Genomic DNA, 24,494 nt, shown 5'->3' with positions numbered 1-24,494 from the left:
GCAGCGCGGGCCGGAGCGGGAGCGAGGTGAGCCAGAGCAGGGCGAGTCAGTGGGGAATGCCCTGATGGCCGACCTTTGTCTGATATTCGACTGCGCCGTCCTCGTGACAGGCGCACGGTGATGGGGCACCGGTATCCCTCATACCTACGCTGAGCTGGGCAAACGGGGGTCCGGAGCTGATCTTCGGAGATGTTGCCCCATGCCGCTAGCGCGATTCGACACCGATCCGGTCCAACGCCCCTCCGGCCTGGTCCCACCCGTACCCGACCTCACCGGTGTGACCGAACTCCGGCTGCACGGCGTCGGCGGCACCACGCCGGAGGACCTGCTCGGCGACGAGGCACCACTCCAGGTCTCCGGCGACCGGATCGCCGGCTTCTACCGTACGGCGGACGTTGCCGGGCGGCACGTCGAGGCGTACTCGTGGGGTGGGTTGACCTCGCGGGCCGGCTCCCGGGTGCTGTGGCTGCTGCTCTTCCCGTTCGCGCTGGCGAACGTTGCCGGGTGGATGTGCACCCCGCGCACCCACGCCTCCGGCTGGCGGTTCCGGTTGCACCGCACGGCCGTACGCTGGGCGGCGCTCTGCCTCACCCTCAACCTGCTGCTCATCGCCGCGCTGAACACGCTGGAACTGCTGGCGTACCAGTGTGGCGGCCGACCGAGGTGCGCGCGGGAGAGCTGGCTGCTCCGTCCGCTGCGGGAACCGCTGCTGGCCGAGTTCCCGGGCCGGCGGCTGCTGGTCGGCGCACTCGTCCCGCTGGCCCTGATCGTCCTGCTGGCGGTCCTGACCACCCGCTCCATCGCCCGGTACGAGGCGGTCAGCCCGCCGTCACGGGCGAGCGCGCCGGAATCGCCGCGCAGCGCCGCCCAGCCGGGGGTCGGCCTCGGCGACCCGAGTTTCTGGGCTGGTCGGCGCAGCACCCTCGACCTCGGTTTCCTGCACCTCGGCGCGGGACTCGGGTTCGTCGCGCTCTGCCTCGCGCACACCGTGCGCGCGACCTCGGCGGCGGCCGGAGCACCGGTCACCGCCGAATGGCTCTACCCGATCGTGATGCTGACCGGCGCCGGCCTGGCGCTGGCCGTACTCCTGCTCGCCGCGCTCGACGCCTGCCCGGCCGGCAGCGCGGCGACGACGCTCGCGGTGGGTGCGCTCGCGCTGGTCAGCGCCGGCTGGTTCGCCGCGATCCAACCGGCGTACGCCCAACCGTTCGGCTACCTGCCCGGCATCCCGCCGGTGGCCAACCTGGTCCTCGGCGCGGTGGTGGTGAGCCTGCTACTGGTGCTGGTGGCGGCGCTCGACGGCGGCTGGCGGCGGGGCATGTTCGTCATCTTCGGTCCGTTCGTGGCGCTGGTGCTCGCCGTCTTCGCGCTCAACGTGGTCCTGCTCGGCGCGATGTCCCGCTTCGCCGATCTGGTGGCCGAGGTGTCGGCGCGGGCGACGCTGCCGGACGCACCGACGGCCGGGGCCGAGGTGTACCTCTACCCGATCGTCGGCAAGCTCGTGCACTACCTGATCCTGGTGCCGCTCGCTCTGGTCGTCCTCTTCACCGCGTACGAGTTGGTGGTGTATTGGCGGGCCGGGAACGACCGGGCGGAGCTTGCCCGAATCCGGAACTGGTACCGGAAGAACGTCAGCGAGCCGACCGAGGAGGAGCGCTGGCAGTACGACGCGGCCGGCGTGGATCCCGGCAGACCCGGCCAGCCACCCTCGGGCGGACGGGCCTGGAGCACGCGGGTGGCGCGGGCTCGTCGGGTCGCCCGGATGGCCCACGACCTGGACAAGCTGCTCACCGCGACGGCGGTGGTCGGGGTGGCGGTGCTGATCGCGATCCAGGTACGTTTCTGGGTCTTCGGCAAGCTGCCGTGGGGCACCCAGTGGGCCTTCACGCTCGGCAGTTACCTGGCGGCCGGCATCCCGCTGGCGGTGATCTGCCTGCTCCGTCGGGGGTGGAACAACCTCCGCAGTCGACGGCGGATCGGCGTGGTCTGGGACGTGATGACATTCTGGCCGCGCGCGTACCATCCGCTGGCCCCGCCGTCGTACGCCGAGCGGGCGGTGCCCGAGGTGCAGCGGCGACTGTGGCGGATCCACGACCGGGGCGGTCGGGTGGTCGTCACCGCACACAGCCAGGGCACGGTGATCGCCGCCGCCGCGCTGTTGCAGGCGCGCAGCCGGCCGGACGACGACATCGTCGGGCTGGTCACCTTCGGGTCACCGCTGCGCACCCTCTACGGTTGGGCCTTCCCGGCGTACTTCGACGACGCGGTGCTGCGCCGGCTCGCACCGCCGGACGGCACGGTCGCGGTGTACGAGTGGCGCAACTTCTACTACCTCACCGACTTTGTCGGCGGCCCGGTCCTGGCCCCGGCATCCGGGACGGGGGTCGACGTCGAGCTGCCGGATCCGCGTACGAGTTGGCACATCTACGGCCAGCCGGAGCCGGTCCCGGGCCGGCACTCCGGCTACTGGTCGGACCCGGGTGTGTGGCACGTCCTGGACCGGCTGGCCGGCGAACTGGCGGGCGAGCTGGCGAACCCGCCGACCCTGCCCCGCCCCCGCCCGGGTGACCCGGCCAAGCCGGATGAGTCGAATGAGTCGGATGAGTCGGATGAGTCGGCCCGGCCCGATGAGCCCGACCGGGCCGACTGAGCCGGATGAGCCCGACCGGGCCGAGTGAGCCGGATGAGCCCGACCGGGCCGAGTGAGCCGGGTGGGTCGGTCAACGTGACCGGACCGACGGGCTGAGCAGCAGCCGGGACCAGTGCTGGTCCAGACTGGACAGGAAGCCGGGCAGCTCACGGTAGTGGTGGGCCCGGGCCGGGTCCGGCCGGTGGCGTCGGTAACGCAGGTAGCGGTGGTAGGCGATCCGGAGTACGGCGTACTGCGCGGCGAGTCGCAGGTGGGCCTGCTCCGCATCGGTGAGTTCCCGGCTGCGTCGGTACCCGCCGAGCAGGGAGGCCGCCCGGTCGGCGTCGAACCGTCCGTCGATGGCGCAGAGCCGGACCAGCGCCGTGCCGAGGTCGAGCAGGAGCAGGTCGTGGCTCGCCGTCTCCCAGTCGAGCACGGCCAACCGCCCGTCCTCGCCGATGACCAGGTTTCGGGCCACGTACTCACCGTGCACCAGACCGTACGGGCCGGCCAGGTTCTCCACCCCGGCGACGTCGACCCAGCGCTCCCGGAGCCAGTCGGCGAACCGCCGGTCGGGAAAGGTGTCCACCTGGGCCAGCCAGCCGGCGGGGAGCCGCCGCGCCCGCCGGGGCAGCCAGTTCGGCACGGGTACGGTGTGCACCCGCCCGAGCAGCGCACCGGCGGCGGCGCAGTTGTAGCGTGGCAGTGGCGCCCGGCAGTGGCCCCGCAGATACTGCTTCACCAGCACCGGGACACCCCCGAGGGTGGTCAGCTCGGTGCCGTCGCGGCCACGCAACGGTCGGCTCGTCGGCACGCCGTGTCGGACCAAATGGTCGAGCAGGGCGGTGAGCCGCCGCGCGGAGGCCACGTCGTGGTCGTCGAGCACGGTCAGCACGTACGACGCGGACCGGCCCCGGATCAGGTAACTACTGTTTGTCGTTCCGTCCGGTTCCGGTACGACCCCGGGGGCGGCGATGTCGTACCGGGCCAGGATGGTGGCCAACTCCGGCTGACTGAGCCTGCTGTCCATATCGTCCGCCTTCCGCGCCACCGATGACTACCCATCGTCATCAGTCAGATACTCGACGCTCATTCTGGGGAAGGCATCGACCGCCGTCAGCAGTCGGACCGAGAACTGCGGTCATCCGGGAAAGGGGGCCGAACGGACAAACACGGCCACCGGACGGCGGACGTGTCGGGTCAGACCAGTTCGGCGTCGTGCACCAGCAGGGCCACCTGGACCCGGTTGTTCAACCCCAGCTTCGCCAGCAGCCGGGAGACGTACGCCTTGACCGTCGCCACGCTCATGAACAGCTCGGCCGAGATCTCCGCGTTCGAACAGCCCCGGCCGAGCGCGAGCGCGACCTCCCGCTCCCGCTCGCTCAAGCCGGCGAGCTGCCGCAACGCCCGGTCCCGCCGGCTACCGTCGGCACCCCGGCCACCGTCGGCACCCCGGCTACCGTCGGCACCCCGGCCACCCGCGCCCGCCCGGGCACCGGCGGGACCCGCTCCGGAACCGTCACGGACCTCACCGGGCCCGGTCGCGTACGCGATCAGGCGACGGGTGACGGCCGGCGACAGGGTCGCCTCCCCGGCCGCGACCCGGCGGACCGCCCGGACGATCTCGGCCGGGGCGGTGTCCTTGAGCAGGAAGCCGCTCGCACCCGCACGAAGTGCCCGGAGCACGTGCTCGTCGGCGTCGAAGGTGGTCAACACCAGCACCTCGGGCGGGTCCGGCGTCTGGCGCAGCGACTCGGTCGCGGCCAGCCCGTCGACCCGGGGCATCCGGATGTCCATCAGCACCACGTCCGGCGCGTACGCGGCGACCGCGGCCGGGACCTCGGCGCCGTCGGCCACCTCGCCCACCACCCGCAGGTCGTCCACCCCGCCGAGGATCATCGAAAGCCCGGCCCGGACCAGCGCGTCGTCATCGACCAGCAGCACCCGGATCGGCCCGCCCCCGACCGGACTGTCCCCGGCCGCTCCATCCCCGGTCACACCGCCCCCGCCCACACCGGCTCCGGCCGCCCTGTCCCCGACCACACCGCCCCCGACCGCGCCGGCACCGGGTCCGCTGTCGCTCATGTCGCGGACCACGGTAGCCAGGCCGCCAGCCGGAAGTCGCCGGCCTCGGTACGGCCGTGCTCCAGCCGACCGCCGACCAGGCTGGTCCGTTCGGCGAGCCCGACCAGTCCGGTCCCGGTGCCCGGGATTCGCTGTACCGGCGGCAGCCCGACCGGCCAACGGTTGCACACCTCGACGCTCAGCCCGGTCCCCGGACCCCCCGCCACGGTCACCGTCACCGCCGCCCCGAACGCATGCTTGCGGGCGTTGGTCAGCCCCTCCTGCACGATCCGGTACGCGCTGCGCCCAACCCCGGCCGGCACCGCCTCCGCGTGGTCGACCTGCTCCCGTACGCTCACCCGCATCCCGGCCACCCGGGACTCCTCGGCCAGCATGGCCAGGTCGGCCAGGGTCGGCTGGGGGCGCTCCGGCCCGTCGCCAGCGCCCTCCTCCCGCAGCACGCCGATCACCTCGCGCAGGTCCTGGAGTGCCTGGTGGGCGTTGTCCCGGATCACCCCGGCGGCCCGGGCCACCTCCTCCGGCGGCGCGTCCGGGCGGAACTCCAGCGCCCCCGCGTGCAGGCTGAGCAGCGAGATCCGGTGGGCGAGCACGTCGTGCATCTCCCGGGCGATCCTGGTCCGTTCCAGGTGCCGGGCCTGGGCCACCCGCAACTGCTGCTCGGCCTCGGCACGGTGCGCCCGCTCGCGCAGCGAGACAACCAGTTGGCGGCGGGCCCGCACCACCATGCCCCAGAGCACCACCGAGGCGGTGATCGTGATGGCCAGCACGATCGAGACGCGCAGGCTGACGGTGGGGTCGGGGCGCATCCAGCAGAAGGCAAAAGCGGCCAGCAGGTGCAGGAGGACCACCGGTCCGGCCACCCTGAGCGGCCGGTGCACCACCACGGTGAAGAGCAGGATCAGGACAACCATCGCGGAGGGGGCCGAGATCAGGCTCAGCGGCAGCGCGGCCACCGCGAGTTGGACCGGCCAGCGGCGACGTACCCAGAGGACGGCGCAGAGCAGGGCGCTGAGCCAGCCGTCCAGGGTGAGCAGCCACTCCGGGATGGTGCCGCCGAGCGGGCTCGGCTGGACGCGCTGGTGCAGGTCCCAGGAGACCATGATCACGAACCCGAGCGCGATCAGGAAGGCGATCGAGTCGACGATCCAGTCGCGGGTCGTACGGCGCGGCTGGCGTCCGGTCCGGTCCGGCTCGGCGGCCAGGGCGGACGGCAGCAGCCAGGCGTTCTCCGACGCCGCGATACCGGTCACCACCCCATGTTACGAACTGTCACCGGGCTCGGACAGCGACCAAAGTCGAGGCCGGACCGTAGACCAAGGTCGCGCGAACGCGACCGACGGCCGCAGCGGCGGGTGGTGCCGTGCCGTCAGGCTGGTCCCATGATTGCGGTCAACCACCTGAGCAAACGGTACGGCGCCCATCCGGCCGTCGACGACGTGACGTTCCAGTGCGAACCGGGCACGGTAACCGGGTTCCTCGGCCCGAACGGTGCCGGCAAGTCCACCACCATGCGGATGATCTGCGGGCTGACACCGCCCTCGGCCGGCAGCGCCACCGTCAACGGGGTCCGCTACCAGGATCTGCCGAACCCGGGGCGGGAGATCGGCATCCTGCTGGACGCCTCCGCCCAGCACTCCGGGCGTACCGGCCAGGAGGCGCTGAGCCTGGCCGCGATGACCATGGGCGTGGACCGGCGGCGGGTCGGGGAGGCCCTGGACCGGGTCGGGCTCAACGCGGTCGCGGCCAAGCGCCGGGTCGGAAAATATTCGCTCGGCATGCGGCAGCGGCTCGGCCTGGCCCAGGCGCTGCTGGGTGAGCCCCGGGTGCTGATCCTGGACGAGCCGGCCAACGGCCTGGACCCGGAGGGCATCTTCTGGATGCGGGGCCTGCTGCGCGACTTCGCCGACCGGGGCGGGACGGTGCTGCTCTCCTCCCACCTGCTGCGTGAGGTGGAGGCGGTGGCGGACCGGCTGGTGGTGATCGGCGGCGGCAAGATCGTCGCACAGGGCAGCAAGGACGAACTGCTGGCCGGGACCGGCACCCTGGTCCGGGCGCTCGACCCGCAGACGCTGCGTACGGCACTGCAACGGGCCGGGCTGACCGCGACCACCGCCACCGACGGCGCGCTGATGGTCCAGGCGGAACCGGTCGCGGTCGGAAAGGTCGCCGCCGACGCGGGCGCGGTCCTGATCGAGCTGCGCTCGGCCGAGAGCAACGGCCTGGAACAGATCTTCCTCACCCTGACCGCCGGCGACTCCGTACGGGAGGCTGTCAAATGACCACCACCACCGTGAGTACGACCACACCGCCGGCCGGGCCGACGTCCCCCCACCCCTCGCTGCGCCGCCCCGGGCTGGCCCGGCTCACCGGGGTCGAACTGCGCAAGCTCACCGACACCCGGGCCGGTTACTGGCTGCTGATCGTGATCGCCCTCGCCGCGGCGGCGATCGTCACCGTCCAACTCTTTGTCATGCCTGACGCGGAGCAGACCTTCGCCAACTTCTTCTTCCCGTCGCTGCTCCCGGTCGGCATCCTGCTGCCGGTGCTCGGCATCCTGCTGGTCACCAGCGAGTGGTCCCAGCGCACCGTGATGACCACGTTCGCGCTGGTGCCGCAGCGGTCCCGGGTGCTGGTCGCGAAGATCGCGGCGGCGATCATCGCCGCGCTCGCCTCGGTGCTGGCCAGCATGGTGGTGGCGGCGATCGGCACCGCGCTGGCCGGGGCGCTGGGTGGCGCCGGCACCTGGTCGTTCGAGCCCCAGATCATCGGGTACGCGGCCGTGTTCCAGGTCATCAACGTGGTGATGGGCGTAGCGTTCGGCATGCTGTTCCTGAACACCCCGCTGGCGATCGTGCTCTACCTGGTGCTGCCGCTCGTCTGGTCGCTGCTCGGCGGCATGATCAGCGGGTTGCGCCGGGCGGCGGAGTGGTTCGACATCGGCGTCACCACGGTTCCGCTCGTCTCGGCGGAGGTGACCGCCGGTCAGTGGGGTCGGATCGCCGTTTCGGTCGCGGTCTGGGTGGTGCTGCCGCTGATCGCCGGCCTGGTGCGAATCGTCCGTCGCGAGGTGTCGTAGATGGTGCCGCCCGGCCTCGGAGCACCCGGTCCGGAGGCACCGGGTCCGGCATCAGCCGGTCCGCCGCCGGACACGGGAGTCCCCGGACCGGAGACGCCGGGCGCGCAGGCGTCCGGCGTCAGGCCGCCCATGCCTCGACCGCCGGGATCCGCGGCTCCCCGGGTGGTGACCGAACCGCGCTGGGTACGGCTGCTGATCTGGGGCCTCTTCCCGCTGATCGGCGCCGGTCTGGTCGCCGGACTCAACGGGCTCACCGGCTGGCTGGTGAAGGTGCCCTGGGCACCGTTGAAAGCCGTCGCCAAGTTCGTGGACGACGTGCCCGAACCGGGCGCGACCCTCGGGGCGATCGGCATCGGGCTGGCCGCCGGACTGGTCGTCGCCGTCCTCGCGGTGCACGAGCGGCTAACGGTGGCCGTCGCCCCGGACCGGGTCACCCTGACCAGGGGCGACGGCACCGTACGGGACATCGACGGTGCCCGCGTACACCTGGTGTTTCTCGACGGCAAGCACCTGGTGCTGCTCGACGTCGCCGGGGCGGAACTCGCCCGGGAGTCCTCGGACCTGGAGGCCGAGCCACTGCGCGAGGCGTTCGAGGCTCAGGGCTACCCTTGGGTCGCCGAAGATCCGTACCGGGCCGGGTACCGGCTCTGGGTGGCGCCGGTCAGCGACCTGCCGGACGCGGTGAACGTGCTGCTCACCGCCCGCCAGAAGGCGCTGAAGGACGACAAGACAAGTTACGCCGCCCGGATCCGCACCGAACTGGCCCAACTCGGCTACGTCGTCCGCGACGAGAAGAGAAAGCACCAGTACTGGCGCCGGGTGACCCGGCCCGCAGTGCCCGGCGACGCCACTCCCACACCCTGACGGCTCGCCCGACCCCAGCGCGTCGATCATGAAGTTATCGCCGCCGTCCGTACTCGCGACCGGCGATAACTTCGTGATCGACGGGGTGGACCTTCCGACGGGGGAGGTCAGCAGGTGCCGGTCCACCTGTTCTCGTGGGCCGGGACCTGGTGGGGGGCGGTCAGTGGGGTGGGCTGGACCTGCCAGGGCAGCGGGTCGCCGGACAGGCGGGTGGCGGTGAGGGTAGAGCCGGTTCGGGTCACCGTGAAGCGGGCGGCCTCGGTGCCGTCGAGGGCGGGGATGCTCACCTGCACCTCGGCACCGTCGGGCAGTTGGTGGACGGCCAGGGTCACGCCGTCGGCGTACGGGTAGTCGGGCCGGTCGGAGACCGCGCCGAGCGGGAGCACCGTACCGGGGCGGACCAGCAACGGCACCCGGTCGAAGCCGACCGACTCCCGTACCCAGCGGGGGCCGGTGATCTCCGCCCCGGTGAGCAGGTCGGTCCAGGTGCCCTCGGGCACGTAGTAGCTGACCGCGCCGTCCGCGTCGAACACCGGCGCGACCAGCAGGCTGTCGCCGAGCAGGTACTGCCGGTCCAGGTAGGGCACCGCCGGGTCGTCCGGGAACTCGGCCACCAGCGGCCGGAGCACCGGCATCCCCTCCAGGTGCGCGACCAGCGCCTGCCCGAACAGGTACGGCATCAGCCTCGCCTTGAGCCGGGTGAACAGCCGCAGTACGTCGACCGCCTCCTGGTCGAAGTCCCACGGCACCCGGTAGCTCTGGCTGCCGTGCAACCGGCTGTGCGTGGAGAGCAGCCCGAACGGCACCCAGCGCTTGAACAGCGCCGGGTCCGGCTTGCCCTCGAAGCCGCCGATGTCATGGCTCCAGTAGCCGAAGCCGGACATGGCCAGCGACAGCCCGCCGCGCAGCGTCTCCGCCATCGACTCGAAGGTGGACTCGCTGTCGCCGCCCCAGTGCACCGGGAACTGCTGTCCCCCGGCGGTGGCCGAGCGGGCGAAGAGCACCGCCTCCCCCTCGCCCCGGTGCTCCCGGAGCAGGTCGAAGACCAATCGGTTGTAGATCTGGGTGTAGTGGTTGTGCATCCGCTCCGGGTCCGAGCCGTCGAACCAGACCACGTCGATCGGAATCCGCTCGCCGAAGTCGGTCTTGAACGCGTCCACCCCCATCTCCAGCAGGGCGCGTAGCTTGTCGGCGTACCAGCGGCGGGCGTCCGGGTTGGTGAAGTCGACCAGCGCCATGCCGGCCTGCCACTGGTCCCACTGCCAGACGTCGCCGGAAGCCGTCCGCACCAGGTAACCGTGGGCCATTCCCTCGGCGAACAGCGCCGAGCGCTGCGCGACGTACGGGTTGATCCAGACACAGATTCGCAGGTCACGCTCGCGGAGCCGTTTGAGCATGCCGACCGGGTCCGGGAAGACCTTCGGGTCCCACTCGAAGTCGGACCAGTGGAACTCGCGCATCCAGAAGCAGTCGAAGTGGAAGACCGAGAGTGGCAGGTCCCGGGCGGCCATTCCGTCGACGAACCCGTGCACCGTCTCCTCGTCGTACGAGGTGGTGAACGAGGTGCTCAGCCAGAGACCGAACGACCAGGCCGGCGGCAGGGCCGGACGGCCGGTGAGCGCGGTGTACCGGCGCAGGATCTCGCGAGGCGTCGGGCCGTAGATGACCAGGTATTCCATCGACTGGCCGGCGACGCTGAACGAAACCTTGCTGACCGCCTCCGACCCGACCTCGAACGAGACGTTGCCGGGATGGTTGACAAAGACGCCGTAGCCGGCGGTGGTCAGGTAGAACGGCACGTTCTTGTACGCGTGCTCGCTGCTGGTGCCGCCGTCCTCCTGCCAGATGTCGACCGTCTGGCCGTTCTTCACCACCGGGCCGAAGCGCTCGCCCAGGCCGTACACGGTCTCGCCGACGCCGAGCCGGAGTTGCTCCCGGACGTACGGGCCCCGGTCGGTGTCGAGCGCGGCCATGCCCTTGTAACCGCTGCTGGTCAGCACCCGGTCGTCGGCGACGAAGTCGAGGCACCAGTTGTCACCCCGGTGGAAGCGGGCGGTCAGCGCGCCGGAGGTGAGGGTGGCGTGGTCGGCGCCGTCGTCGGTCCGCACCGGCGTCGAAGGGTCGACGCCGAGTCGGAACTCGGGGCGGCGGGGCCGCTCCCCGAGCAGGTGCGCGATCCTGACCGCGATCACGTTCGGGGCCGGCGAGGTGCACCGTACGGTGATCAGCGGCTGGTTGAGGGTGTCGCCCCGGCTCAGGATCTTTTTTGTCGGCGCGTACACGGTCAGCGCGGCGGGTTCCACCGTGACGTCGCGCACCTGCATCGGGTAGAGCGGGTGGACGCCGTCGCGCATCCGCCAGTAGCCGTTACTGAACTTCATCGAGTCCTACCCTGATCGATCGCGGTCTGGACCAGTGCGGGTCGGAAGCTTTTCGGAGCGGTCAGCCGAAGCGAAGTCGAAGCGCTTCGATCGTCGGCTCCGACTGGAAAGCTACGAGCGCTTCCCCGACGGTGTCAATGGCGTGACCGGGAAATCCCGCCCAGTGACCGGCCGTACGTCGCACCGGCACGGACCGGCCACCCGCACCGGGACGGACCGGCCGCCTGCCTGCCGCCCCGTCGCCTTCGTACGGTCGGTGTGACGGGCACGTGCCGCCGGGCGTTGCTAGGGTCGGTGCCGTTGATCAGGACGGACAGGTGGCGCAGCCGCCCCGGACGCTGGAGGAGTCCAGGCGTGTTCACGCTCGTACCGGCCGCGGTGCTCGACGAGTGGCGGGGACTGGCGGCCCGGGTGCGGAACACCCTCACCGAGGCCGGTCTGCCGGTCGCGGTGGAGAACGAGCCGGACTACTTCGCCGGGGTGACGGTCGACGTCGATCCCGGTGACGACGAGGCGGGTGGTGTGTTCGTCCTCTGGCGCCCGCACCGGCGACTGGGCAACGCGGTCACCGAGAGCGTCACCGAACAGCGGACCGACGACCCGGTGCTGGAGCACTTCGGTGCCATCGCCGAGGCCATGCGCCGGGCGATCTGGGCCATCCTCGAATCGGCCGGCTTCACCGTCACCGACCCGCTCAGCGACCACCGCCCGCTGCAACTCCAGGTTGTCGCCGGCCCGGTCGGGTACGCGAATTCAGACGAGCGGGCGCAGTGAGGTTTCCCAGAGCCGGTCGGCGTTGGCCGGGTCGAGCACGAAGGGTGCCACCCCGCTGAAATCCTTGCCGCGATGGCCGAGCACCACCGCCTCGTCGCAGTCCTCGAAGTAGCGACCGCCCACGCCGTCGAGCAGCGGGGAGGTGGCCAGCAGCACCGACGTGGCAGCCCCCTGCTCGGGGGTCTTGACGAGTTCGGGTGGCGTACTCACCTTGCCGCCGGGGTGGCGTTGGAGGTTGGTCTCCACCGCACCCGGGATGACCGCGTTCGCGGTGATCCCGACCCCGGCCCCGCGGGCGATCAGGGCGACCGCGAAGAGGATGTTCACGGACTTGGACTGCCCGTACGCCAGCCACGCGCCCCGGCGTCGGTGTTGCGTACGGCGAGGGTGACCTCGGCGCCGGCACCGGCCAACGCCCGCGCCGTCTCGACCCCGATCCCCGACGCGGCACCGGTCACGATCACCCGACGACCGGTCAGGTCGATCCCCTCCGCCACCTCCTCGGCGGTCGAGGAGAAGTCGAACGGTGTCTCGACGCGGGTCATTTCCGTATGCCGCCCCAGCCCGCCCGGGGCCTGGGCGGAACCGGCAAACCCCGGGAGCGGGATCAGCCGTCGGCGAGACGCGCCGGGAAGCCGCCGGTGGCGAGCGGCCCCCACTGCTCGATCGTGACCCGGATCAGCGACTTGCCCTGGGTCCGCATGGCCTGCCGGTACTCGTCCCAGTCCGGGTGCTCGCCGGAGATGCAGCGGAAGTATTCGACCAGCGGCTCCAGCGCCTCCGGCAGGTCGAGCACCTCGGCGACCCCGTCGACCTGGACCCACGGCCCGTTCCAGTCGTCGGAGAGGACACAGACCGAGACGCGGGCGTCACGGCGGATGTTGACCACCTTGGCGCGCTCGGGGTAGGTCGAGATGACCAACCGTCCCTCCGGGTCGACACCGCAGGTGACCGGGGACGACTGTGGGCGGCCGTCGGCCCGGGTGGTGATCAGGATCGCCCGGTGGCGCGGGGCCAGGAACTCGGTCAGGCGTACGCGGTCGACCTTGGTGTTGGTCGCGATGGTGCGGGGCATCCCCCCACCCTAAGGTCGCCGGCCGACGCCCGTGCCGAGGGTGGAGGTGGTCGGTGACGGAGATGACCGGGCTCCCGGCGCCCCACCGCGGCCCCGCACCGCGTACCGGGAACCCGGCCGTCGCCGCGACGAGAGCTACCCCCCGTTTTCCCGTAGCTCTCGGCGCCTACCGACGCCAAGACAATGCGGTAGCCCACGCCGCTCCGGCAAGGCCCGCCCATCAGCTCGTTGCATGATCCTGCAACCGGCCGACCGACACCTTCCGCTGTCGTTGACGAAATGGTGTTCTGTTTACGGGCGGAGCGGGGGTGCCGCTCATGAACGGTCAACGGGAGGAACCGGTGCCCGAAGCCACCGAGACGATTCCGCGCCTCACCCGATGGGGGGTGTCTCCGGACGCGGACCTGGTCTACCGGGCCCTGACCATGATGGGCAGCCGGAAGGACACCGAACTGAGCCGGGAGCTCGGCCTGACCCGGTCCCGGGTGGTCGCGGCGCTGGACGAACTGGCCGCGTTGAGCGCCGCGCGGCCCACCGGTCCGGCGACCGCCCGGGCCGGGTCCCGGGCCGCCCGGCGCTGGGACCCGTCGCCGCTGCCGCAGGTGCTGGGTCGACTGCGCCGGCCCGCGCTGGCGGGCAGCGAACGGGACCTGTGGCGACGGCACTTCGCCGCGATCGACGGGCTGGACCTGCCGACGTTGGACCCGAAGGGGATCCGGCACTGGGTCAACCGCTCGTTGGCCCGACGTCGGATCGCCCACCTGGCAGCCGCCGAACGGTACGAGCACCTGGCCATCAACACCGAGGAGGTGCTCACCGCGGACGCCACCGCCGCCGCGCTCCCGACCGACCGCGCCCTGGTCCGACGGGGCATCCAACTGCGCATCATCGGCCGACCGCCGGGCGACGGTGACCGCAGCACCGCCCACCTGGCCCAGTTGGGCGGTCCCGGGGGGATGAACTACCGCGAACTGCTCGACCCGCCACTCAAACTCATGGTCTTCGACCGACGCGTCGCGCTCTTCCCGGCCGACCCGCTGAACTTCGAAACCGGCATCGTCGAGGTCGACGACCCACCGGTGGTACAGGCGCTCTGCGGACTCTTCGACCGGTTGTGGACGCGGGGTCGCGATCCGCTCCGACAGGGGGTACCGCCCATCACACTCACGCCACGGGAACAGGCGCTCGTCGCGCTCCTGTCCGCCGGACACACGGACGTGTCCGCAGCCAACGAGCTGAAACTGAGCGTACGGACGGTGGCGTACACCATGCGCGAGCTGATGGACCGGCTCGGCGTGGAGAACAGGTTCCAGCTCGCCCTCCTGCTCGGTGCCGCCGGCGCCGCGCCGATCCCGTCCCCGCGTACCGCCACCCCACCGGCCGCCACACCCGCCACCGCCGACCCACCGATCGAGGAAGACAAATGAAACGCCGCCAGATCCGCACCGTACCGCTCCTGCTCGCCGTCGCCACGACCGTGGTGCTCGCCGTCACCGCCATGACCGGCGGCGCCGTCGGCGGAGGACCCGGCTCACGGCAGCCCGCCGTCCCACTGGCCGGCGACCCGATCGGGGTGTGCGCCACCTGCTTCACCGACCCCAAGCTCGAGCAACCGATCACCCCACCCGGGCCACCCGTCACCCCACCCCGGTGAACAGCGAAGGAGACGAATGAGCCGATCGCAGGTACGCCTCGCCCCGCTGCTCGCGGTCCTCACCACGGCGCTGCTCGTCCTGGCGAGCACCGGTGTGGCGACCGCCGGCCCCACCGCCGTACGGACGTCCGACACCATACGGCTCGACGGTGGCACCCCGACGGTGCTGCCCGACCCGCCGGACGTACCCCGGGCCTGGTTCGCCACACCGTGCGCCACCGGGCAGCTCAACGAGCCCTACCGGTACGACGGGTACCCGATGGTCGCGGTCACCGGACAGATCACCAACTGCGGTCCCAACTGGTCGATGGCCCGGTTCACCCTCGTGTCCTTCCCCGCCGCCAACGACCACGGGTACGCCTTCGACAGTCAACTGCGGCCGTACCAGCCGACCGGGGTGCCCACTCCGGTCGAGGCGACGATGTTCCGTCAACCGGTGCCGGGGGAGCTCGGTGTATGTCTCATGCGGACCGTCGCCGCCCCGGTCGCCTGCCTCCGGTTGACCTTCGACGCCGATCTCGAGATGACCTGGCAGCCGATCCCGGTCGACGACCCACTGGTCCAGAAGCCGGTCTTCCTGATCGACGACTCGGACCTCGGTGACCCCGGCGGATTCTGCGGCACCTGTTTTCGACTGGCCTGACCACCACGGACAGGGACAGCACGGACACGGCCCGACCGGTACGGACCCGATCCGACTGGTCGGGCCTCAGCCGGTACGGACCCGATCCGGCCGACCAGGTCTCAACCGGCCCGGACCCGATCCGACCGACCAGATCTCAACCGGCCCGGACCCGATCCGACCGACCAGATCTCAACCGGCCCGGGCCGCGCGCCAGCGGGCGGTGTGCCCCGGGCGACGGGACACGTCACTAGCCGGGCCGGCGCCGGGACCGCCGCCGGTCGGCAACAGCTTGGTCGCCTGGCGGGCCCGCTCGGCGGCGGCGAACGCCTCGTCCCGCAGGCTCTGCGCGGCCACCGAGGCCACCTCGGCGGTCTGCCAGGCAGCCCGCTCCCGTTCGGCCGCCCGGCGCTGGGCGGCGAGCCGTCCGTCGCGTACGGCCCGACGCAGCACCACTTCCTGCTCCACCGGGTGCCGGCGGGGGTCCCAGCCGTTGCGGTGCGCCAGCGCGTCGCTCAGCTCCAACACCGACAGTTCCTGTCGACCGCACGCGCTCAGTGCGGCCCGGTGCAGGTAGCGCTCACGGTCGGCGTACTCGGACGGGGTGCGCGGCGTACGCGGGACCGGCAGGTACGTGGTCGCCGCCACCCGGCGGGCGTCGAGGTCGGCAGCCTCGTACGCCTTCCATGCCTGCTCGGCCTCGTCCTGCGCGGCGAGCCACTCCTCCCGGCGTCGGCGCGCGGTCTCGGTCGCCCGCTCGGCCGCGACCCCGACCTCCTCCGCGTAACGGGTCAGCTCCGCGACCTCGCCGTTGAGCCGAGCCCGGGCGGCGACCGTCGCCCGAGCCGGTCCACCCGCCCTCGCCTGGGTCACCCCGCCGCTGTCGGCAAGATCCGGACGTGGCCGGCGCGCGATCAGCACCGCCATCGCGGCAAACGCGATCACGATCAGGGTGGACCAGATCATCGCGGCCCGTGGGATGTCGAGCAGGAAGAAGTACATGAGATTGTCCATAACCAGCACACCTCGCCGATAAACGATTGTGATCAGGGCCGACCGGATCGGCGCGCTCACGCCCGGCGAATCCCACGAAACCCGGCTCGGGTCCGGCGGGTACGCGACCGGCACGCGGCTGCGCCACGAACCCCCACTCACCGGCTGGTACGGCCGGCAGCGGGGTCAGCGGGTCGGCGGAGCCCGTTGGCCAGTGGGAAGAGGGTGGCCGGGACCGCCCGGCACGACCGCCTCGGCGGTAATCGCCGCTGTCGACCGGCGATCCGGCCCGACGTGACCGACGGGCGTCGAGCCACCCAGTGCCGCCGCCGCGTCGGTGCCATCGACGCCCGCGTCGGTGCCATCGACGCCCGCGTCGGTGCCATCGACGCCCGCGTCGGTGCCGTCGACGCCCGCGTCGGTGCGGTCGGCCCGCGCTCCCCCGACCCGCACCGTGACGCCTGTCGGCGACTCCGCGACCCCCGGTGACAGCTCCGCCACCGTCCCCCCGGCCGTGCCCCACGCGCTCACGGACGACGCGGCAACGGGCGACGCGCTCACGGAGTACGCACTCACGGACGCAGCGGCCGGCGGCCCGCTCGAAGGGGCGGCTTCGCTCGCGCCGGCACCGAGGCCGAGCAGGAGGGCCATCAGAATCAGGCCGGTGAGCAGCCGCAGTGACCGGCGCGCGACCCACCACAGGGGGCGGGTCAGTGTCACGGCGGCCACGACAACGAGCTTACCGCCCCCACCTCCACCCCCACCCCCAGGTGTAAGGAAGGGCCCCTTCTTATCGTTTTTTGTATAGGAAGGGGCCCTTCCTAACGTGCGTCGGTTAGTGGGGGGCGCGGCGGGGTGGTCGTCTGGCCGTCGAGGCGATCGTGGCGAACATGGCCGGGTAGGCGAGCGCGACGAGCAACAGCGCCATGGCGACCGTGGAGTCGTTCACACCGATGTGTACGGCGGACGCCACGGCACCGTACGGCGGAGACACCGCGACGGCGGAGAGCACCACCGATCTCCGGTCGCTCCAGAGCAGCAGCACCCCGGCCAGCACCAGTGCGACCGTGTTCCACGCCGTCAGCAGCGGCGCGAGCCGGCGGGCCGGGCCGATCAGTGTCCCGATGCCGACGCCAGCGACCGCCCACAGTGGAAACGAGACCGTCCCGACCAGCAGCACGTACCAGAATCCGGGGTCCTGGAGCAGGTCCGGATGGAAGTGCAGGCCGACGGCGCGTACCTGGGCCACCGACATCGTCAACTCGGTACGCGCCGCCGCGACCGGGACCACCACCGCCAGGTTCGCCAGTGCCAGCACCGTGCCCGCCACCGCACCGGCCACCAGCGTCGGAGCGAGCCCAGGACGCGCGAGCGGTCTACCGTGGACGGACGACCGACCGAGTGCGGCCCCCAGCGCGAAGGCGACCAGCGGACCACCGACAAACCCGGAGCTGAACCGGAGCAGGGCGGTGGTGTAGGCCGACTCGAACCGCTGCACGTCACCCTGTACGTCGTAGTTCACGGCGAAGCCGTACCAGTGTTCGAGCGGCGGCATGAGCAGCAGCGCCAACGCCGGCACCACGATCGGCGCGAGACGGGCCGTCCACGAGGAGGACAGTGCGCCGAGTCGCGCCAGCATCGCCTCGCCCATGGCTCCATGATGCCCGCTACCGGACACGACCACTGCCCTGTACCGGAGGCGGTCGCCCCACCGGAGGCACGACGGTCACCCACAAGGAGCAGGACGGTCACCCTAGAGAGAGGACGACGGTCACCCACGCCGCAGCACGACGGTCACCCCCCGCACGGGAGGGGCGGACGGGCGTACGGTCAGTTCCGGTCTTGCCGTTCGACCAGCGGCTCGCCCGCGCGCGGGGTCGGGGTCAGCGGCTCGGCGCCGTACAGTTCGTCGACCAGTTCGGACTCGCGGCTGACCAGGTCGTCGGCCGGCCCGGCCGGGCGGGCCCGAGGGGCGAACAGGGAGGCCGCCGCGCCGACCAGTGCCATCCCGATGGCGAGCCAGAAGACGACGCCCAACCCGTGGTGGAACGGACCCGAGATGAGGTGCGGGAAGAACTCCCGTCCGGTCAGCGCGTCCGCGTTCGCGGCCGGCAGGTCACCGAGCACCTGCGGGCCGAGCAGTTGCTCGATCGGGTTGTACCCGAGGAAGGCGGCGAAGAGCGTACCGACCGGCGGGAGTTGGGCGACGGTGTGCGCGGCGGCGGCCGGCACGCCCTGGGCGGTCAGCCCGGAGTCGAGGGTCTGTGGCAGGCTGCCGGCCAGTCCGGCCACCATCAGCGAGAAGAAGACGCCGATGGAGAGCACCATGCCGGAGTTCTGGAAGGTGGCCCGCATACCGGAGGCGGCGCCGCGCAGTCTGGCCGGCACGCTCGACATCACCAGTGCGGTGTTCGGGGCCGCGAAGAGGCCACCGCCGAGCCCGTTGAGGAAGACCAGCAGCGCGAACACCCAGTAGTCGAAGTCGCTCGGGATGAGCAGCAGCCCGCCGAAGGAGGCGGCCATCACGACCAGCCCACCGGCGGCGAAGAGGCGGGCGCCGAACCGGTCGGAGAGCGCGCCGGCGAGCGGGCCGGCGGCGAGAAAGCCGATGGTGAGCGGGAGCAGGTAGATGCCGGCCCAGAGCGGGGTCTGCTCGTAGTTGTAGCCGTGCAACGGCAGCCAGATGCCCTGCAACCAGATGATGAGCATGAACTGGAGGCCACCCCGGGCGATCGAGCCGAGCAGGCTGGCCGCGTTTCCGCTGGCGAAGGCGGCGATCCGGAACAGCTTGAGGGGGAACATCGGCTCGGCCACCCGGGACTCGACCACGCAGAAGAGCGCCAGTACGGCGACGCCGCCGATCAGCCCGGCGAGCACCCAGGGGTTGGTCCAGCCCATGGTGTGTCCGCCGTAGGGCTGGATGCCGTACGTGATGCCGGCGAGCAGCGCGGTCAGCCCGACGGCGAAGGTCAGGTTGCCCCACCAGTCCAGCCGCGCCCTGACCCGTACCCCGGTGTCGTGCAGCGAGCGGTAGGCCCAGATCGTGCCGAGCAGGCCGATCGGCACGTTGACCCAAAAGACCGAGCGCCAGTTCCACTCGGCCAGTACGCCACCGAGGACCAGCCCGATGAACGAACCGGCGATGCCGGCGACGATGTTGATGCCGAGCGCGGTGCCACGTTGGCGGGCCGGGAAGACGTCGGTGATGATCGCGGCCGAGTTCGCCATCAGCATCGCCCCGCCGACCGCCTGCGCCACCCGCCAACCGATCAGCCAGAGTGCTCCTCCCCCACCGTCGAACGGGTCGAGGGAGAGCACGATCGAGGTGACGGTGAAGATGGCGAAGCCGGCGTTGTAGATGCGGACCCGCCCGTACATGTCGCCGAGGCGGCCGAGGGTGACCACCAGGACGGCGGTGACCAGCATGTAGCCCATCAGCATCCAGAGCAGGTAGCTGACGTTGCCCGGTTCCAGCGGGTTGAGGTGCACCCCGTTGAAGATCGCCGGCAGCGAGATCAGCACGATCGAGGAGTTGATCGTGGCGAGCAGCATGCCGAGGGTGGTGTTGGAGAGGGCGATCCACTTGTACCTCGGGTGGTCCGCGCCGCCACCGGTCAGACCGCGCCGGTCGGTGCCGGTGCCGTTCCCGGCGGCGTCCTCCGTGCCGTTCCCAGGGCCGTTTCCGTCGTGCCCGTTCGAAGCCATCGGTTCACATGTCCTTGCCGTGATAGTTGATCATGCGCGGTCGGCGGTGACCCTGGTCGGCGGAAGTGCGGCCTACCGCTCGGCGAGCCGGTCGCCCGTCGGGAGTGCGGCCGACCGCTCGGCGAGCCGGTCCAGCACCCGCAGCGAGGTCACCACCGCCTCGCGTTCCCGCTCCGACAGGTCCGCCAGCAGGCTGGCGAGCGTCTCGGCGCGGGCCCTACGGCGGGCGAGCACCAGCTCCCGGCCGGCCTCGGTGATGTCGACGACCACGACGCGCCCGTCGGCCGGGTCCCCCCGCCGCTCGGCCAGCCCGTCTCGTTGCAGTCGGGAGACGAGTTGGGTCATCCCGGGCTGGGTCACGCCCTCGGCCACCGCCAGGTCGGAGAGGCGGTGCGCGCCGAACTCGTCCAGCCGGTAGAGCGTGGAGGCCGCGGTGAGACTCAGCCCGTCGGGCGTGGTGAGCCGCCGCAGCAGCCGCAACACCCGGTCGAAGCTGGTCACCGTACGGAGCAGGTCCGGGTCGCCGTTCGAGGTTCGATCCGCCACGGCTCAGTTATATATCAGGTGCTTATAGAAGCTACTTATGATCCCTGGCACAGCGGCCGAACGGGGACCGGGCTGGGCCGAGCCGACCGAGCCCCACCGGCCCCGACCGCGCGATCCACAGCCGACCGGGGTGGAGTTCTGCGTGCCGACCTTCATGGGGCAGCCGTCGACGCTGCTCAACCGGGTGGTCAACGGCTACCAGGCGCAGCGCGCCGCTCACCTTCCCGACCGGGGCCGACGGCCCGTGCCGCCTCCAGCACCGACATCATCGACTGGTTCGCCTCCCAGCCGTCCGGGAACTTCACCGGCACGTTGAGGTGGACCGGCTCGGTCGAGGGGTGGGCGTCGAGCAGGTCGGCGATGCCGGCCCGGGCCACCACCAGGCAGGCGTGCCGGTGTCGGGAGGTGAGCACGCAGAGCCGCCCCGACTCCAGGTGGAACGCGGTGGCGTCGCGCCGACCGGAGAGCGGGTGCAACACCACGGTCAGGTCGTACTCCCGGCCCTGGAGCCGGTTGGCCGTGTCCACGGTGACGCCCTCACCGGCCGGGCCGAGCAGGGATCGGATCACCGCGACCTGGTCCCGGTGGGCGGCGCCGATCGCGATCCGGGACGCGTCCACCGGCACGCCGCCGGGGTCACGTTCGGAGACCGCGACCGCGCCGCGTTCGAGCACCCGGCGGGCGAGCGCGGCGCAGGCCGCCGCCGCCTCGGTGTCCGTACGCGGGGTGTGTCGGGCGGGCAGTTCGTAGAGCGCCCAACCGGTGGCGGCGGCGATTTCCACCGCCGCGTCGAGCGGGTCACCCGGCCCGGGCGCGGTCAGCGAGAGCGTACGGTCACCGGCCGAGGTACCGGCTCGGAACCCGGTGAACGGGTAGAACGCCTCCGCCACCACCGGGGCCGCCGACGCGGGCAGTCGCCAGGAGACCGGCAGCCGGTGCACCGGCAGGTCGGGGTTGTGCCGGAGCAGCACCGCGACCGCACTCTGCATCGGGTCCCAGGTCAGACCGGTCCAGCGGACGGTGTCCACGGTGGAGAACGGGTCGAGCTGACCCGGGTCGCCGACAAACAGCGCCCGCTCGAACCGGGCCGCTACCCGGAGCAGGGCGTCGGAGCGCATCTGGTACGCCTCGTCCACGATCGCCCAGGGCCAGGAGCCCTCGGAGACCATCGCCCACTTGGCTGCCGTACCGATGATGACGGCCGGACCGCCGAGGTCGGCGACCTTGGCCGCGACCCGGACCCCGTCGTGCCTCGACACCCGTTCCGAGGGCACGTACTCGGTGGCCGAGAGCCGCCCGATCCGCAGCTCCGGGGCGGCCACCGCCAGTCGGTCGATCAGGTCGTCCACCTGCTCGTTTGTCTGGGCGATGACGATGAGCGGCTCGCCGGCGGCGGCCAGTTCGACGGCGGCGCGGACCACCAGGGTCGACTTGCCGGCACCCGGGGGCGAGTCGACCACCACCCCCCGGTGCACTCCCCCGCGCAGGTCGGCCAAGACGGCCTCGACCACCCGCCCCGCCTCGACCGAGGGTGGCAGGACCAAGCCCGTGACCATGCGCCGCCCCACTCTCCGATCAGGATCTCCCGGCCCATTATCGGCCCCGGCCGGTTTGCTCGCGTGAGCCGCACCAGGCACGACATCCCAACACGGAACGTGATTGTCGGATCACAGTCAGAGAAGATCGCTCGACCCGCGTGGACCACTACCGTCCGAGAAATCCGAGGTCAGTCGACCTCTCGGCGATCGAGCAACGCCCGCTACGCGCACCGTACGTGAACACGCCCGGCAACTCATCGTCACTCACCCGTCCCGGTCGAAGAAACGGCCGACCCTCGAAAGGAGTACGCCCGTGCGCAGACCGCGGCAACGACTCACCCGGCTCACGACCGTCGCCACCCTCGTGCTGACCGTCCTGGCGGTACTTCCGTCCGCCACCCCGGCCGCCGCGGCCGGCGTCCCGTTCTACGGGGACGTCACCGGCGACGGGTACGTCGACCAGATCATCCCCGGAAACACCAGCGACCGCTGCACGTTGAGCGTCTACCCCGGCGACAGCATCGGCCGGTTCGGCGCCCCGACGGCGCACCCGTACGTCCTGCCGGAGGCGGAACCGGGGACCACCCACTGCCCGGACGACGGCACGGTGATCGACATCGGCGGTGACGGCACGGTGGAGATCGTGCTCGTCTGGTGCTGCGCCCCGCCGGTCGACTACGGCCTGCTGATCATGCGCAACTTCCAGCCCGTCGGCACCATGCCGGGCGAGTGGGAGCACGACCGGATCGGCACCGCCAACTTCAACGGCGACAGCCTGGCCGACCTCTACACGGGCACCTACTTCGGCGGTTTCAACAGCTATCTCAACACCGCCGGGGGCTCACTCGTCCCGGGACCGATGGGGTTCGGCTGCCTGCTGTGGGACGTGGAGTTGGCGGAGTTCAACGGCAACGGCCGGCAGGACGCGGTCCTGTCCTGCACCGACTACCCCACCGAGGCCGGGGTGTACGTACTCTTCGACAACGGCACCCACCTCGCCCTGCACTCGGCGCCGGCACCCGGTTCGTCGGTCTGGGAGATCGAGGTGCTCGACGTCAACGCCGACGGGCGGACCGACGTACGCACCAAGCCCCTCGGCACCGGCACGGCGACGGTCTGGCTCAGCCGGGGCAACGGCACCTTCGGCACCACCCCCATCGCCAACGACGACCTCGCCCACGCCTACCGGAACACCCCGAAGGTGATCAAGGTACGCGTCAACGACCTGGCCAGCAGCGCGGCCACCCTCGCCATCACGCAACCGCCCAGGTACGGCTACCTGACCAACGTCGACTCCCGCTACGAGGTGAAGTACGTCCGTACGGCCCCGCACACGCTCACCGACACCTTTGTCTACCGGCTCACCGAGGCGGGCCTGAGCGACACCGCCACCGTGTCGGTGAAGATGAAGGACTGAGTACGGACCGGAGTGCCACCGCCGAGCCTAGGTCCGGTCGGACGAGTGGTCGGCGGTGGCACGGTTCGCCGGTTCCCAGGCTTGAGGATGACGCGGATGATGTCGAAGGTCACGTCGATCACGACGTTGAGGATCTTCTTGACCGCCTTTCGGATCAGGCGACCGTCCCCAATGTCGCCGGTGATCCTTGCGACGACCGCGCGTGGCCGGAAGGGTCCTGACCGCCGCCCCGAACCCGTACGGCCGCCCCGCTCGGCGACGACTGCCGGTTTTGGGGAGATATTCCGTTACTGTGGATTTATGAGCAGTATGCGGTCAAAGGTGCGACACCGGATCGGCGACCAGCGAATCATCCGGGTGCAGCGGATGCTCGCCCCGACCGTGCGTCGGAGCCTCGGCGCGCTCGCCCGGGTCTATCTGTCCGACAAGGGCGGCTTCCACGCGTACACCGAGTTCTACCAGCGGCACTTCGCCCCACTGCGGCAGCGACCGATCCGCCTGCTGGAGATCGGCATCGGCGGCTACGACTCACCGACCTGGGGCGGAGCGTCGCTGCGGATGTGGCGGGACTACTTCCGTCACGGCGAGATCCACGGGCTCGACATCGAGGAGAAGCGGATCACCGAGCCGCGCATCCACGTACACCGGGGCGACCAGTCCGATCAGGCGTACCTGCGGGAGCTGGCCCGGCGACACGGGCCGTTCGACGTGATCATCGACGACGGCAGCCACGTCAACGCGCATATCCGCGCCTCGTTCGAGGCACTCTTCGTCAACCACCTAAGACCAGGTGGTTACTACGTCGTCGAGGACATGTCGACCGCCTACCTCGCCGAGTACGGCGGCGGTCCGCCCGGCCACCCCGGCAGTTCGGTCGAACTGATCCAGTCCCTGCTGCACGACGTGAACCGGTATCACTGGCCCACCGCATCCGCCGGAGTCGCCCGCCCGGTCCGGGCCGTGCACACGTACGAGAAAATCGCCTTCGTCCAGCACGCCTGACGCAGCGTTCAGCGAAAGGAAGGGCCCCTTATTAACGCGGCGGATTCCAGGGGTCGTTGCAACACGGTGGTTAGTCGGTGACGGTTAGGAGTTTAGCGAGGCGCTCGGCTGGGGTGTCCCAGCCGAGCGTTTT

23 protein-coding genes are annotated in these 24,494 nt (G+C 71.3%); 10 read left to right on the top strand and 13 right to left on the bottom strand.

Going from position 1 to position 24,494, the window contains the following annotated elements; genetic code table 11:
• Positions 1–199 precede the first annotated feature (199 nt).
• Positions 200–2,650, top strand: coding sequence for a hypothetical protein (locus ACI2K4_RS06245; protein ID WP_404509252.1), 2,451 nt, complete (start codon positions 200–202; stop codon positions 2,648–2,650).
• 70 nt (positions 2,651–2,720) lie between these two features.
• Here the strand turns inward: ACI2K4_RS06245 and ACI2K4_RS06240 are convergent, their stop codons facing one another.
• From ACI2K4_RS06240 to ACI2K4_RS06230, 3 genes are all read right to left on the bottom strand, one after another.
• A complete protein-coding gene (locus tag ACI2K4_RS06240) occupies positions 2,721–3,659 on the bottom strand; it encodes a phosphotransferase (protein WP_404509251.1) in 939 nt (312 codons plus the stop codon).
• A gap of 170 nt (positions 3,660–3,829) precedes the next feature.
• On the bottom strand, positions 3,830–4,714 hold the full coding sequence (locus ACI2K4_RS06235) for a response regulator (RefSeq protein ID WP_404509250.1): 885 nt from the start codon (positions 4,712–4,714) through the stop codon (positions 3,830–3,832).
• A complete protein-coding gene (locus ACI2K4_RS06230) occupies positions 4,711–5,964 on the bottom strand; it encodes a sensor histidine kinase (protein ID WP_404509248.1) in 1,254 nt (417 codons plus the stop codon). Before ACI2K4_RS06230 ends, ACI2K4_RS06235 begins: the two co-directional genes overlap by 4 nt.
• Positions 5,965–6,093: 129 nt before the next feature.
• Between ACI2K4_RS06230 and ACI2K4_RS06225 the strand changes: the two genes are divergently transcribed.
• The 3 genes from ACI2K4_RS06225 to ACI2K4_RS06215 all read left to right on the top strand — a co-directional run bounded on the left by ACI2K4_RS06225 (position 6,094) and on the right by ACI2K4_RS06215 (position 8,654).
• Positions 6,094–6,993, top strand: a complete 900-nt coding sequence (locus ACI2K4_RS06225; RefSeq protein ID WP_404509247.1) for an ABC transporter ATP-binding protein — start codon at positions 6,094–6,096, stop codon at positions 6,991–6,993.
• On the top strand, positions 6,990–7,790 hold the full coding sequence (locus ACI2K4_RS06220; protein WP_404509246.1) for an ABC transporter permease: 801 nt from the start codon (positions 6,990–6,992) through the stop codon (positions 7,788–7,790). The genes ACI2K4_RS06225 and ACI2K4_RS06220 overlap by 4 nt, the downstream gene beginning before the upstream one ends.
• Before the next feature lie 162 nt (positions 7,791–7,952).
• Entirely contained in the window at positions 7,953–8,654 is a 702-nt protein-coding gene (locus ACI2K4_RS06215; protein ID WP_404509244.1) for a hypothetical protein, read from the top strand.
• A gap of 107 nt (positions 8,655–8,761) precedes the next feature.
• Here ACI2K4_RS06215 and yicI read toward each other — a convergent pair whose 3' ends face one another.
• Positions 8,762–11,035 carry an alpha-xylosidase gene (yicI, locus tag ACI2K4_RS06210; RefSeq protein ID WP_404509242.1) on the bottom strand — a complete coding sequence of 758 codons (2,274 nt, stop codon included), beginning with the start codon at positions 11,033–11,035 and terminating at the stop codon, positions 8,762–8,764.
• Between the two features lie 354 nt (positions 11,036–11,389).
• On the opposite strand from yicI, the gene ACI2K4_RS06205 reads away from it, so the two are divergent.
• Positions 11,390–11,809: a hypothetical protein gene (locus ACI2K4_RS06205; RefSeq protein WP_404509241.1), complete on the top strand. Its 420-nt coding sequence runs from the start codon at positions 11,390–11,392 to the stop codon at positions 11,807–11,809.
• Here ACI2K4_RS06205 and ACI2K4_RS06200 read toward each other — a convergent pair.
• The 3 genes from ACI2K4_RS06200 to ACI2K4_RS06190 all read right to left on the bottom strand — a co-directional run bounded on the left by ACI2K4_RS06200 (position 11,789) and on the right by ACI2K4_RS06190 (position 12,884).
• The gene (locus tag ACI2K4_RS06200) at positions 11,789–12,136 is read right to left on the bottom strand and encodes a hypothetical protein (RefSeq protein WP_404509240.1); all 348 of its coding nucleotides are present in this window, start codon (positions 12,134–12,136) and stop codon (positions 11,789–11,791) included. The genes ACI2K4_RS06205 and ACI2K4_RS06200 overlap by 21 nt on opposite strands.
• Positions 12,133–12,354, bottom strand: coding sequence for an SDR family NAD(P)-dependent oxidoreductase (locus tag ACI2K4_RS06195; RefSeq protein WP_404509238.1), 222 nt, complete (start codon positions 12,352–12,354; stop codon positions 12,133–12,135). Before ACI2K4_RS06195 ends, ACI2K4_RS06200 begins: the two co-directional genes overlap by 4 nt.
• A 62-nt stretch (positions 12,355–12,416) precedes the next feature.
• Positions 12,417–12,884 carry a PPOX class F420-dependent oxidoreductase gene (locus tag ACI2K4_RS06190; protein WP_404509237.1) on the bottom strand — a complete coding sequence of 156 codons (468 nt, stop codon included), beginning with the start codon at positions 12,882–12,884 and terminating at the stop codon, positions 12,417–12,419.
• A 317-nt stretch (positions 12,885–13,201) separates the two neighbouring features.
• Between ACI2K4_RS06190 and ACI2K4_RS06185 the strand changes: the two genes are divergently transcribed.
• Genes ACI2K4_RS06185 through ACI2K4_RS06175 form a run of 3 tightly spaced genes read left to right on the top strand, consistent with a single transcriptional unit; the run spans position 13,202 to position 15,181 of the window.
• Entirely contained in the window at positions 13,202–14,311 is a 1,110-nt protein-coding gene (locus ACI2K4_RS06185) for a LuxR C-terminal-related transcriptional regulator (protein ID WP_404509235.1), read from the top strand.
• On the top strand, positions 14,308–14,538 hold the full coding sequence (locus ACI2K4_RS06180; RefSeq protein WP_404509234.1) for a hypothetical protein: 231 nt from the start codon (positions 14,308–14,310) through the stop codon (positions 14,536–14,538). The genes ACI2K4_RS06185 and ACI2K4_RS06180 overlap by 4 nt, the downstream gene beginning before the upstream one ends.
• A 16-nt stretch (positions 14,539–14,554) precedes the next feature.
• A complete protein-coding gene (locus ACI2K4_RS06175) occupies positions 14,555–15,181 on the top strand; it encodes a hypothetical protein (RefSeq protein WP_404509233.1) in 627 nt (208 codons plus the stop codon).
• A gap of 171 nt (positions 15,182–15,352) precedes the next feature.
• On the opposite strand, the gene ACI2K4_RS06170 is transcribed toward ACI2K4_RS06175, so the two are convergent.
• The 6 genes from ACI2K4_RS06170 to ACI2K4_RS06145 all read right to left on the bottom strand — a co-directional run bounded on the left by ACI2K4_RS06170 (position 15,353) and on the right by ACI2K4_RS06145 (position 21,960).
• Positions 15,353–16,174 (bottom strand): hypothetical protein, encoded by an 822-nt coding sequence (locus tag ACI2K4_RS06170; RefSeq protein WP_404509232.1) that lies wholly within the window; start codon positions 16,172–16,174, stop codon positions 15,353–15,355.
• 165 nt (positions 16,175–16,339) lie between these two features.
• A complete protein-coding gene (locus tag ACI2K4_RS06165; RefSeq protein WP_404509230.1) occupies positions 16,340–16,882 on the bottom strand; it encodes a hypothetical protein in 543 nt (180 codons plus the stop codon).
• 106 nt (positions 16,883–16,988) lie between these two features.
• Complete coding sequence (locus ACI2K4_RS06160; protein WP_404509229.1) at positions 16,989–17,804, bottom strand: hypothetical protein; 816 nt, start codon at positions 17,802–17,804, stop codon at positions 16,989–16,991.
• Positions 17,805–17,983: 179 nt separating this feature from the next.
• On the bottom strand, positions 17,984–19,858 hold the full coding sequence (locus ACI2K4_RS06155; RefSeq protein ID WP_404509227.1) for an MFS transporter: 1,875 nt from the start codon (positions 19,856–19,858) through the stop codon (positions 17,984–17,986).
• A gap of 72 nt (positions 19,859–19,930) precedes the next feature.
• Entirely contained in the window at positions 19,931–20,404 is a 474-nt protein-coding gene (locus tag ACI2K4_RS06150; RefSeq protein ID WP_404509226.1) for a MarR family winged helix-turn-helix transcriptional regulator, read from the bottom strand.
• 188 nt (positions 20,405–20,592) lie between these two features.
• A complete protein-coding gene (locus ACI2K4_RS06145) occupies positions 20,593–21,960 on the bottom strand; it encodes an AAA family ATPase (RefSeq protein ID WP_404509225.1) in 1,368 nt (455 codons plus the stop codon).
• A gap of 295 nt (positions 21,961–22,255) precedes the next feature.
• Here ACI2K4_RS06145 and ACI2K4_RS06140 point away from each other — a divergent pair, with 295 nt between their 5' ends.
• Both ACI2K4_RS06140 and ACI2K4_RS06135 read left to right on the top strand, forming a co-directional pair.
• Positions 22,256–23,359: a hypothetical protein gene (locus ACI2K4_RS06140; protein WP_404509223.1), complete on the top strand. Its 1,104-nt coding sequence runs from the start codon at positions 22,256–22,258 to the stop codon at positions 23,357–23,359.
• A 300-nt stretch (positions 23,360–23,659) separates the two neighbouring features.
• Complete coding sequence (locus tag ACI2K4_RS06135; RefSeq protein WP_404509222.1) at positions 23,660–24,361, top strand: class I SAM-dependent methyltransferase; 702 nt, start codon at positions 23,660–23,662, stop codon at positions 24,359–24,361.
• Positions 24,362–24,494: the final 133 nt, after the last annotated feature.

Origin of the sequence: Micromonospora sp. NPDC050397, from assembly GCF_044901685.1 — a bacterium.
In the GTDB taxonomy this organism is placed as follows: domain Bacteria; phylum Actinomycetota; class Actinomycetes; order Mycobacteriales; family Micromonosporaceae; genus Micromonospora_G.
The sequence above is the reverse complement of the archived record's forward strand: the minus strand, read 5'-3'. Positions and strand labels throughout refer to the sequence as shown.